Below are 13,144 nucleotides of genomic sequence, written 5' to 3' on the forward strand. Positions count from 1 at the left end.
CCTGCAGCTATCCACCTATCAATATCGCGAGCGGTGTCAATCAGAAGATTGCGATCAAGAGCAACCCGAAATCTGATTGTGATCCTCTGCAGTTGGTGTTGGTTTTCGTCTATCCTCGACCCATTGCCACACTGAGTTACTTGAGACCGCTGCGCCACCGAGGAAGTCGATCAGCTCGCCGACGCTGGAGCGTCGGTAACGGCTCGTGCGGCTGGAGCTCGTCAGCCCTTGGGAGCCGATCCGCGGCGACCTGCAATCAGATCACGATGATGTCGCCGGCGGACAGGTCGGGCTTGTTTTCAAACGTCGCGATCAGGGTGCGGCCACCCTTGGCGTCTCCGTTCTCGTCGTAGAGCAGCTTCGATTTGCCCGCCTTGTAGATCAGGTGATCCGACCCGTCCCTGGGCTTGCCGCGCACGAAGGACTTCGACGGCAATTCACCCGGCTGAAGCGCGGTGAAGACGCGGCTGTCGAGGACGATGACGTCCTCACCGACCGCGAAGGTTTTGATCCGATCGTGCGCCCCGATTTTGTTGAGGACAAACGCATCGTTGCCGGCGCCGCCGCGCAGAAAGTCCTCACCCCGGCCGCCGATCAGGATGTCGTTGCCAGCGCCGCCGATCAGCGTGTCCCGCCCGTTGCCGCCGCGGAGGACGTCGTCGCCGCCGAGGCCGGCGAGGGTGTCCTGACCGCCCTTGCCCTTAATGCAGTCCTCTTCGCCGGTCGGCAGCGGCTGCCCGTTGACCGTTTCCGAGCCGTTGACGAGGTCGCCCTTTTCCGTGCCGGTGATCGCGACACCGTCGAATGGGACCGTGATGATCGTGTCCGGTCCGACCTGGTCGACGCGCAGCGGCGCCGATGCGAAAAGCCGACCGACCGAAAGCGCCGCGTCGAAGGTCCCATCGCCATCGGTATCGAACCGGATCTCGGCCTGTCCGAAGCGATCCTGGTCGATCTCGATGTCCGCTGCATCGAATTGCTCGACAACGATCCGGTCTTCCTTCTTGAAACCGATGATCCAGTCGCCGATCAACTCCGGTGCCGAACCGACATAATGGTCTCCTTCGCGTCCGCCTTTTTGAATGTCCTCTCCCAAGCCGCCGCGCAGGATATCGCTCCCCCGGCCGCCGCGCATAAAGTCATTGCCCGCGCCGCCATCGAGGAGGTCGTCACCGTCAAGCGCCCTGATTTCATCGTCTTCGCCAAGGCCCGCGATCTCGTTGTTCTGATCGTCGCCTCTCAGTTTGTCGGGATCCTCGGTGCCGAAAATCGTGTCGGCATCGAAGACCTGCAGCCGGTAGGTATCTTCCATGGTTTCGTCGGCGTCGGTCGTGGCCGTGACGGTGACGTGGTAGATTCCTGAGGCGTCCAGGCCAGGGGTGCCGGCGAAGGTCCCGGTCTCGGCGTCGAAGTTCAACCAGTCCGGCAGGTCGGATCCGTCCGCCAGAGCGGCCGACAATGTGATGTCATCCTCAGGAGAGACGAAGGTGGCGTTCGGAACCGTATATTCGTAGAGCGTCTCCTCCGTCACGGTCTGGTCCGGGATCGGCGCGCCGAGGTCGAGAGCGTTGAACCGGACGCCATCCTGAAGGGTCCAGATCCGGATGTTGGTGTCCTGTCCGCCGGCGCGCTCGTACTGATAGATGTCGTAAAGGTCGCCGTCGTAAGCGCCTTCTCCAACATGCTGCCAGCCGGCCCCGACGGGCTCGTCCTTGGCCGTTATGATCGAGTTCTCGCCCTTGATGATCAGCGTGTTGGTTTCGTCGGACAGGGTCTTGACGGAGTAGAGGTCAAGGGACAGGCGGTTGCTGGCACCGAGGTCGATCACCTCGATCCCCTTGATGTTGGCGATGGACAGGTCGAGATTATTGAAACCGCCGACCTCCGGATTGAAGAACAGGGTGTCGTGCCCGAGGCCGCCGTCGATGGCGACGATCTTTCCGCTGTCGGCGGAACTCAGGCCGATGAAGTCGTCGCCCTGTCCGGCCAGGATGATCGACGTCTCATCAGCGATGACCTGAATGAAGTCGTTATCGGCGGCCGCGACCACCCGAACCGCGTCGCTTAGTAACGAGGCATTCTGAATGAGAATGTCCGCCTCGTCCGTGCCTTCTATGTAGTTGACGCCGAGTTGACGCTCAGCCCCGGGCTGTTCGCCAAAGACAACGGTGGTGAGGCCGTTGGTTTCGTCGACGAGAGCGATATCGGCCAGGCCGTCGCCGTTCACATCTCCGACGCCCATGGGTGCATAGGCGACGGACGCCGTGTTCAGCCCTTTGATCGGCCGGTAGCCGCCATCGTAGATACCACCGGTGACAGTGTTGAAGATGGAGCCGTCTGGAAGGAGGGTAAGAGAAGAGTTGACTCCGCCGCCGGTAGGCAGATTCGGTGACCCATAGATGATGTAGCTGTTGTCAGACGCCTGATTGCTGGTGATCAGGTAGTCGTCGATTCCGTCGCCATTGAAGTCGTCAATTGCCGTCGCGCGCGGTGCGTATTGAGGGGATAAGGGGTCCGCATTCGGAGAGGTTTCGAAGACGTCGGTGGGCGAGTAGCGAATAGAGGTGACCGTCGGCGCGGAACTGCCCCCCACGGTGAAGTCGGCCCGGCCGGTCGCGTAAACGATGTAGTTCGATGAGTAGGCCGAGGTCAGGCCCGGCCCTAGGGCGACCTGGATGCCAAAGTTCAGATCGGGCCTGCCATCGCCGTTGAGGTCACCCTGTTCGGCGGCGTAGACGTCGAGAATCTGATTGGCCGGCAGTCCGGTGATTTCAGCAAAATCGATGATCGTGGGCGCAGCGAAGTTGCCGTATTCATAGACGAGTAAGTCCGTGGTCGACCCTTCGGTGTAGGGCAGACCGAAAGGCTGGTTGGTATTGACGGCGATCAGCTCGTCCTTGCCGTCGAGGTCGACGTCGAGGGTCGTGAGGGCCCTTGGGGCAAACTCGCCAATCGCCGCGTCGACTTCGAGAAGGATTTCCGGCTTGTTGAAGTCGATCGACTGCGGGCCGCCCATATAGGCAAGAATCGCGAAGCCGTTGTCAGCAGCCGCGGCGATCTCGTCGATCATGAAGCCGGTGTAGCCGGACACGATCAGGTCGGTGTAACCGTCGCCGTTGAGATCGCCGGTGGTGACGCCGCTGATCGTGGTAAGCGGAATCTTGGCGGCGTCCGGATCGGCGATCGAACCGGTCGGGTCGGCGCTCCCCTGATACGTAAAGGCGTTGACGCCGAAGGTCAGAGGCGCCAGGCCCAACTTGGCCCAGTCCGCTGGATTGTTCAGCGGCGGATTAACCGGCGTTTCGATTTCAACGATGTCGGCGATACCATCGCCATTGAAATCGACGCCATGGATCTGGCCGTTGCCCCTTTGGGCATTTTCGCTACGGAAGATGTCGGTCGACAGGCCCGCCTGCCCGCTCGTCTGAGTGCCCGTGCCGGAAAGAAAATCTCCGCCTAATATTTCGAGGCTCAAATCACTACTAGAAAAAAAGTTGGTAAATAATAAGTCCTTACCTTCCGGCGTTGTTGTATTAATAGCAAAGAAGCCTGCTGGAAATGTCCCCAATTCTATCTGTTTGTTTATTATATTATATTTAAAATCAGCAATAAATATTTCATCAAGGTTTTGTTGAAGATAGATATCTCCTTCCGGAGTATAGACGGTATATTCCAGACTGGTGATTTCGCTTGAGATGATGAAGTCATCGCCGTTCAAGTCGATACCGGAGAATTCAATGGCTACGCTGTAGCCGGGCAACGAGTCCGGATCGAACGGTTGCTGAAATCCGGACCATTCGAGACGATCCTGAACCTCAGGATAGGCCACCGGAGGGGCGCCGAGCGGGATTTCCCGCTCGAAGTTTTCCTCCGTCAGCGTCGGCGCCCCGAGGACGATCGAGCCCGTCTCAAGGGCGAAGTCGGTGAAGCCGTCGCCGTTGAAATCACCGACCGCGGCCGGCGATCCGGTGGTCTGAACAATGAAGCCGTTGTCGGAGCGCAGGTCCTTGACGTTGAGGCCGTTGCCCGGCTGCAGATAAGGGGCGCCGGTGGCGATGTAGACCTTGGCAAGGTCGTCGATGTTCGTGTTAGGCGCGCCGAGCGCGATGTCGTCACCGTCGGTGCCGCTTATGCTCTTGCTGGTGATATTGCCGAGACCGTCGACCGAGAATCCGAGCATGCCCTCGTTGATGGGATTGTCGATATCGAGTGAATCGGCATCACCCTGGAAGGCGAAGATCAGCGCAGTGTCGGGGTCGTGGGGATTGCCCTCGGGATCCAGTTGGAAGATGTTCTTACCCTGCGACAGGCCGCTGTAGTAGTTAGTGCTGCCGAAGAGGACATAGGCCTGCCCGGCGCTCGCATTGGCCAGCGGCGCACTGATAATCACGTCCTCGATGTCATCCTCGAGGCTGGTCGTTCCCCGGAAGTAGCCGGCATTGGCAACCGAATGGCCGGTGCCGCTTGCCGTCTCCGTTCCCTCCAGGATAATGCCGTCCTGATAGTTCTCGCCGTAGAGGCTAAGCAGTTGGTAGGCCTCGGACTGCCCCTCCCATCTGTCCGAATCTCCGAAGAGAACATAGACGCGGCCGTTACCCGAACGCTCAAGGACGTAGTTGTCACTGCCGTCGGTGAGATCGGCGAGCGGCGCCCCGAGCACCAGGTCCTTGATGCCGTCCCCATTCAGATCGGCCAGCGCAATGGCGTCGCCGACGCCGTCGAGCAGCACGGTGCCGTTGCGGAGATCTTCGTCCGGGCTACCATCGATCGGGTTGCCCTGACTCTGGGATTCCGTGGGAACGAAATCGGCCTGTCCCAGGAGTTGGAAGCCATCATTGCCAAGGTTGGCGACGTCAATCTCCGCGGCAAACCCTCCGATGCCCTTGATGACCGAGACGATGCCGCCAGCCCCGTCCTCCGCATTGAAGCTGTCGACGGCCGGATTGTCGCCCGGTGATCCGACGATGAGGTCGTTGTATCCGTTACCGGTGAAGTCACCGATGGCGACACCGCCGCCGAAGCCGCGACCGCTCCCGTTGGTGATGACGGTCGTCGTGTAGTCGGCGAGGGTTTTCGGGCCCGTCGTGCCCTGGGACAGGATGTCGTAGACGATCGTGATCTGATCGCCGTTCTCACTCACGATGACCAGATCGTCAGCGTTGTGGCTGGAAGTGCCGTTGAGACTGGCAACCATCAGGTCGCCGCCAAACTGGGTTCCGAACAAGGAGACAGGGCCGATCTGGTCGGGGAGGACGATGCTGTTGCTGGTGTCGAGCTCGATTTCGTTCGGCTCATTGGGGTTCGTTTTCGAGGCGGCTTTGATCGCAGCGTCGGTGAGGATGTAGACCCGCCCCTGACTGTCATCGGTCGGGATCCCGGGCGCGCCGACGACGATGAAGAGCGTCGCCGCGGCACCGACCATGCCAACGCCATGGGCGAAGGCATAACCGGCCTGGCCGTCGGCGATCCCGCCGTTCAGGATCGCTCCTTGCTGGTTGTCGATGGTGGCGAGGTCGAGATTCTGCTCCAGGATGGCGATGTTGTTCTTGCCGTAGAGCAGATAGGCCGTGCCCTCGTTGTCCTCTCCGCTGCCGATCGCGCCGATCAGGAAGTCGTCATATCCATCGCCGTTGAGGTCGCCGGCGCTATTGACGGCATAGCCGAGTTCGATACCGGTCTGATCCTCGACGATGAAACCGCTGTCGATCGCGGTGAGGTCGATAGTGGCGTCGTCCTCGCCGATCCAGACCGTCGCCGAGAGGCGATCCTGATCGACCTGCGGGACGCCGTTGCTGGCGAAGACCGCATCCGGATCGCTGGCGCGCACCTCGACCACGAACGTCTCGCCATGGAGCTCGTAGAAGCCGTCGGCGAAGAGTTCGATCTCGATCATGGCGCTTGCTTCGCCAGGACCGAGAACGATGGTGCCTTCGACATGGGTATAGTCGCGCGTGGCGGTGGCGCTGACGTCGCGGGTCCGATAGGTGAGCTCGATCGACTGATCGAGATTGCCGGATCGAACCACTTCGACGCGGACCGACCCGTCGCTTTCCAGGGCAACCGCGTCGCCGATCTCGACAATGCTGTCCTGAACATCCAGGTAGACGTCGTTGTTGTGCGCACCGGCCGGTGGGACCTCCTGATCGTACGCCTGAATGATATCGGGGGTGTTGCTCCAGACATTGTTCGGTATGGAATAGGTGTTCTGGTAAAGCGTGGTCGGGCCGGAGGTATCCTCATCGCTTTCGATCCAGGTCACGGCCGGCGTGATGATCACCGGATCGCTGGGATCGCGATCCAGGACGTTGACCCCTGTGATCGGAAGATCGGACGTGCGGATCTCTTCCGGGTCGGACCAGGACGTGCCGTCGAAGAACGAGCCGTAGAGGCTGTACGATATGGGATTGCCGTTGCCGTCCTCTTCGACCTCGACCCATGCCGCGAGCGTGCCGACGCTTGTGTTGCCGATCGCTGCCGGCACCGAGCCATTCGCGCCTTCGAGGAGGGCGGCGCTGCCCCACGGATCGGTGGAGTTGAGATCGCGCGTGGCATAATTGATCTCAGAGGCTTCGACCGCCGCCTGATACGTCTCGAAGTCGATGCCGTTCGGCGCACCGATCAAAAGATCGGTGGCATCATCTCCGTCGATGTCGCCGATCGGCGCCAACGACGAGCCGCTTCGTTCGCCATCGATGCTGTCATCGAGGGTGTAGCCGAGCGTCGGCGCTCCGTTGGGCGACGTCGTGCTGTCGAAGCCAAAGAAGACGTAGCTGACACCCCCGGCCTCACCGTTGGCGTTGTTCGTATCGCCGGAAAAGGCCGGCTCGCTGACGATGACGTCGTCGATCCCATCGCCATTGACGTCGCCGGCGGCGCTGACGTGGCCGCCGGCTGACTCGCCGTTCGGTCCGACAAGGGCGACGCCCTCGCTCGGATCCAGATCGCTGAGGTCGAGTGAACCCACCGATGTCAGGCTGGTGCCGCCATAAACGATGTAGCTGCCCCCAATGATCGGATTCCCGTCCTCGTCCGTCGACTGACCATAGCCAACGATCAGATCGCCGATGCCGTCGTTGTTGACATCGCCCGCGGCGGAGACCTGGAGCGGAAGCGGTCGCTCCAGGTCCTCAAGCTGCACGCCGGCGTTGGGCAGCTCGTGGAGCAGCTGGACATCGTAGAGGCCGGAATCGAAAAGCTTGTTGACCTGTTGGGTGCCGGTGAGCGTCTCGGCAACTTTGGTGAATTTCGCCTGACTGACGCTGGTGAGGTCAATCACAGCTCTGGCGGAATTGACACTCAGCCCGTAAGTGTTCGTCGGGCTGAAAAAGCTGGGCGCCCCGATGCTGAAGGCTTCCAGCGCGATCGCCGCCTTGTCCGCTTCGGGCGCTTCGAAGACATCGACCCACGGCCTTTCGGCAGCGATTCTGGCGGTTTCCAGGTCGTAGTTGAAGAGAAAGAAACCTTCCGTGAGCTGATCAGCAAGGCCGACGCTGTACTCAAGGCTCGACGCTCCCGTAGCGCCGTCGGTAAGGTAGACCTCGTACCGCCACGCGGTGATTTCGTTCGGGACCCCATCATTGACGCTTGAGCCACGTCCCGAAAGGTAGCCGTCCCCGTTGAGATCGACGCCGTCGAAGCTGATGATGACCTGGTAGATATCGCCGGAGTCGTCGAGGGCATCGGCGGTCCATTTGGCGACATAATTCTCGCCATAGGTCTCCATCCGGTCGCCGCCAAAGACGATGGATGCGTGGCCGAAGCCCTGGCCGAGGACAACGTCGCCGATGCCGTCGCCATTGATGTCCGGCAGCAGCGCCGCCGAGTCGTTGAGGCCGGCCGCGCCTTCGTTGGTGTCGGCGTCGTAGACGAAGGAGAAAGCCGGTGCGACCGGATCGGTCCCGTCGGCGTCGCGCAGCGCCGCACCGTCGAAAAGGCCGAACTGGTAGTCGCCCTCCGTGCCCGATGCGACGAGAAGGTCGTCAATGGTGTCGTCGGTGACATCCGCTCCGGTTGCGAGCGCGGTGCCGAAACGGCCTCCGGTTTCCGGCCCCTCCAGCACCAGGCCCGAGATGGTGTCACCGATCTGATCGGCGGTTATCTCGCCGCCGGTGCTTGCCCAGTCGTTGTCGCCGTCGATGATGTAGACCGCGCCGTTCTGGTCGTCCGCACCGGGCGCCGCGACGACGATGGCCGGGGTCGAGTCGCTGCGGATGTTCCCGGCCGTTTCGACGACAAAGCCGAGTTCGCTGTCGGCTTCGCCGACAACCCGAAATCCGTTGGAGCCATCCAGATTGTCGAGCGTCGCGGTCTCATACGATTCACCGAAGATGACATAGGCGACCCCGGCCTCAGCTTCCGCATCGGGAGCGCCGATGATGAAGTCGGGCGCATCACCGTTCCCGCCGGTCGGGTTGATGTCGCCAAGCGCCGCAACGCTGTTGCCGACGCTGTAGAGGTGCTTGCCGTCGGCGGTGAGGTAGTAGCCGTCCCCCACTGTCGGATCGTCGTTCAGACCACCGAGATCGAGGATCCCCGACTTGTCACTTCCACCGAAGACGACATATGCCTTGCCCGGTGGTGTCTCCAGAACCGTCTTCAGGTCCTCGTTGGTCGATGGGACCCCGCCCCAGGTGATGACAAGGTCTTCGTTGCCATTGGTGGCGATCAGGGGCGTAACGTTGATGCCGTCGCTGCCGTCGATCGTCTGAATGGTGTCCGCTTGCCAGACGATCTGGCCATCGCTATCGACATAACCGTCGATGGTCCTGACGACGTTGACGGCGATGCCGCCGCTCAGAATCTCTTCAACATAGACGCCGTACGCTTGGTCACCGACGACGATGAAATCGAAATCGGAATCGTCGACGATGTTGGTGAAAACCTCATCGCCGAGCAGTGCTGTACCGTTGTCTTCCAGCGTCGACGTTCCCCCGACCACGTAGTCCGCCAGCCCCAAAGTCGTCGCGCTGTTTGTCTCCCCGTCCTTAACTTTGAATGCGCTGGTCGTATCGAGTAATCGCATGAATACCGGGCCGATCTGTTGTTCGATCCGGGTTCTCCACATAACGACATTCTCAAATGTATCGGCTATTTTGCTCTGAAAATCATACAAAACGGATGAATAAAACTTGAACTCATAAGGCGGTAGCTTTGTCCCCAGTGTAAATTGTAGTCCGACCTCCAGACGGTTTGTCATACCAATGAAGTCGACACCATCGTCCAATACCGAATCACCGAACAGTGGAGGCGGCAAAATCGTCGACAGCAGCAGGGCGATCGTTTCGTTGAGGTTTACTTCCGCTATAACATCCTGTTCTGGCGTGCTGCCGTCGCCGGCCAGGGGCAGTCCGGTCCTGGAGTCGATGAAGCGAACCGGGAGAAACGTGGCTCCAACCTGCCCATCCTCCCCGCCAACGGGGTAACCTTCTTCTTCAATCTGGAAAAGCTCCCAGAGCCAGCGGGTTGTCCACTCGACGCGGATTCCCGCCTTCAGCTCCGTTCCCAGGAAGGCGGCGCCCTCTTGGAACGCACGAAGGAAGGGGATGAAGTGAAGAAGATCAGCAAAGGCCTCCGCCTTGAGGCCGACTCGTCCAATGAGGAACCCGTCGGGCCCATCGCCATGAAGTCTGCCGAAAGCGTCAACCTTGCCCAGTACACCTAAGCCAGCATCGAAGGGGAGAAACTTGAGAATTTTCTTCAAATTTGCATCAGCGTTCCCTTCGATTCGAACTCTAAGGTACTGCGAGTCACGAACATCATTGGTCTGGTCAGGGCTTAACTGACCGCCTTCACTCGTCGCCCGGATGAAGCCTTTGAGCTTGACGGTGTCTCCGAGAAACTTCTTCGCCCAGCCGATTGTCGACAGGACGCCCAGGGTGAGGCCGTAGCCCTCGGGTCCGTAGAGTTCGTCATTGACAAGAAACGAATCCAGTTCGTCGATCTCAAGAAAGATCGGATCTTCGTCGACGATCGGTTCGCGACGTTGCTGGTTGCTGAACGTGAAGACCCCCGCATCGCCATCGACGAAGTGCGTGTAGATATCGGCGTCTTCCTGCGGCTTCTGGTCGGGCTGTTTGATCGCCGAGAGATTGATGCCGCCTTGGGGCGTCACGACAAGCTTCAGCTGATCGTCGACGACATCGTCCTCGGTGACTTGATACGGATCGCTGAAGGCGTAGCCACCGAACTCGGCGTTCGGGATGCCTTTTGCCAGGTAGATCTCGGCGTTGTTGCCAGTGCCTTCAATCCACGCGACGTAGACGTTTCCTTCGGCATCGGTGGCGACGTTGATGTCCTCGCCGCCGGTCGTCCCGGGTAGTTCCAGCTTGTTCTGCCAGACACCGTCAGCGTTGACGGCATGGACGATTGCGGCGTCGTTCTGATAGACGAGATGGAGATTGCCGTTATTGTCGACGGCTGTATCCGTGTATTGGATTCGCTCGCCAACATTGGCCGGAAGATTCTCGGGCGCGACGTTGAACAGTGCCGATTGATTATTCTCATCGATCGCGTAGAGAATCTCCTTGTCGTCGATGGCAAAGGTCGCGACATCGACGGAACCGGCGCCGATTTGGCTGGATTGTTCGACGAAGAACGGCGGCACTGACGGGTCATTGATGGCGACCGGGCTCCACTGGTAGAGGGTCCCGGAACTGTCGTTGGCCCACAGTTTGTCTTTATTGACGGCGCGAAGCGTTTCGAGATCCTCGGCGCCGATGTCGGTGAAGACGTTCCAGTCCTCGACATCGTAGTCCCACTGGCGAAGATCACCGTTTTCGTCGATAATGAAGGCAACATCGTCCTGCTTGGCGACGGTCAAAGTCTCCGCGCCGATATAGCGCTCTTCATAAAGGCCGAGCTCGGCATTCCACTGGAAAACGACCCCATCCTTGAGGGCCCACACCGACTGATCGCCAATCGCGATCTGGTCAAAAGTCAGCTCGCTTCCCTGTGGTATGAAAGTGCTGCTGGTGTCGTCCCAAAAATGGACGCCGCCGTCTTGGTCGAGGGCGACGAGAACCCCATCAAGACTAACATCGATCTGCTTTATCTGAATGTTGCTTGAGAAAGATTCGTAGTTTTGCGTAATCGGGTTGCGGTAAAATAAAATGTTATCTTGATCTAGTGCCCAAATATCGCTTGAAGATCCAGCTGATATTTGGAGGATATTGTCCGGCAGCATTCTCGTAACACCTTTTTCTCTTCGGCGCCGCCCACCGAATGAAGGAGAAAACGCAACGCAGACGGCTCTCGAGCACGCCGAAAGCGACTGCGGTTACGACACCGACGCGCGCCATTCCCGGCGGCCGTGAGGTCTTACGCGTTACGTTACCATCAATGGCTGTGATGAAGCTAATATGATTTGCTGCGATTGCTTTTCATCTGCTGTCTTGGTGACCGTCTCGCCTGATTTTGGCGAGGATGCCCGCAGCGGATACCTAGCCCGTCAGTCATCGTCCCGTGCCGCGGAACGGATCGCATCGGGCGCAAGATTCCGGTGTCGGCCATTAAGGTCGATTGACGCGCATCAAGACGTGTTCTGCCCCTCCTCAGCTAAAGGAAAACTTGGCGGCCGATGGGGGCGAAGGGCGAATCGGCATAGATGGATTCCGTCCGACCAGCGCGCATACAAATGCTCGCTTCGGCCTATTATGTAGCGAGGCGGATTTCGCGATCCTCGGCTGAGCGAGGATGGGCAGCGGGCGCTCGGCCAGGAGCATGACGATGGTTCTCGATCTCGTACGATACTCTCGCATCCTCGAGATCGTGGGCGACATCGTAAAGGTTCATGTGCCGCGTCCCTCGGAAGGAGAAACTGCCGCCGTCAAGTTCGGCGATCTGGCCCTGCTGAAACAGTCAGACGGCCGCGATTCGCTGGCCCAAGTCATCAACATCGATCGCGATGCGGTGTCCCTTCAGGTCTTTTCGGGGACGAAAGGCGTATCGACCGAGACAACGGTGACCTTCCTCGGCCATCGCATGCGCGCCACGTACTCTTCCAATATCCTCGGCCGGGTCTTCGATGGGACCGGCAATCCGATCGACGGCGGGCCCGATTTGTCGATGGATCCGCGGGTCGAAATCAACGGTCCGACGGTGAACCCCTGCGAGCGGATCGTTCCGACCCGGATGATCCGCACCGACGTGCCGATGATCGACGTTTTCAATTGTCTGGTGGAGAGCCAGAAGATCCCGATCTTTTCGGTTTCGGGCGAACCCTACAACCAGTTCCTGGCGCGGGTCGGTATCCAGGCCGATGCCGACATCGTTGTGTTTGGCGGCCTCGGCCTGATCTTCGACGACTACTATGCCTTTCGGGAAACCTTCGAAGATGCCGGCATGTTTTCCCGGACGGTGATGTTCGTGAACCAGGCCAGCGATCCGATTGTCGAGCGCCTGCTGGTTCCCGACCTGGCGTTGGCGGTTGCCGAGCGCTTCGCGGTCGAAGAGGGCAAGCGGGTGCTGGTCCTGATGACGGACATGACGGCTTATGCCGATGCCATGAAGGAGGTTGGCATATCGATGGAGCGGGTCCCATCGAACCGGGGCTATATGGGTGATCTCTATTCTCAGCTGGCCAAGCGCTATGAGAAGGCGTGCGACTTCGCCAAGGGCGGGTCGGTGACCATCCTGACCGTGACGCGAATGCCCGGCGATGATGTGACTCATCCGGTACCGGACAACACCGGGTACATCACCGAGGGACAATTCTATCTCCATGACGGCGTGCTGGACCCATTTGGGTCCTTGTCGCGTCTTAAGCAAAACGTCATCGGCAAGGTCACCCGCGAAGATCACAGCCAGATCATGAACACCATGATCCGCTTCTACTCCGGCGCCCGCGACGCCGAGCAGAAGCAGGCGATGGCCTTCGACCTTTCCGACTTTGATCGCCAACAGCTGAAGTTCGGCCGGTTGTTTCGCGAACGCTTCATGGACATCAATGTCTCGCTGCCTCTCGAGGATGCGCTCGATCTGTGCTGGCGGACCCTGGCCGAATGCTTCCGTCCCGAGGAGCTGCTGATGAAACAGGCCCTGGTCGACACATACTTCCCCGCGCGTGTTTCCTCTGCATCCCCGGCGGATGGCGATCAACCGGCGACGGCAACACCAGCCGCGGTTCCGGCGGGCTAGCGAAGGCGGT

The 13,144-nt window shown here is 59.8% G+C and carries 2 protein-coding genes; one reads left to right on the forward strand and one right to left on the reverse strand.

Annotation, left to right across the window (positions count from 1 at the left end; all coding sequences use genetic code 11):
• Nucleotides 1-256: 256 nt before the first annotated feature.
• Nucleotides 257-10,903: a putative Ig domain-containing protein gene (locus tag ACO076_RS07610; RefSeq protein WP_421726119.1), complete on the reverse strand. Its 10,647-nt coding sequence runs from the start codon at nt 10,901-10,903 to the stop codon at nt 257-259.
• An 821-nt stretch (nt 10,904-11,724) separates the two neighbouring features.
• Between ACO076_RS07610 and ACO076_RS07615 the strand changes: the two genes are divergently transcribed.
• Entirely contained in the window at nt 11,725-13,134 is a 1,410-nt protein-coding gene (locus ACO076_RS07615) for a V-type ATP synthase subunit B (protein WP_421726120.1), read from the forward strand.
• Nucleotides 13,135-13,144: the final 10 nt, after the last annotated feature.

The organism is Bauldia sp. (assembly GCF_965232525.1).
GTDB lineage: Bacteria > Pseudomonadota > Alphaproteobacteria > Rhizobiales > Kaistiaceae > Bauldia.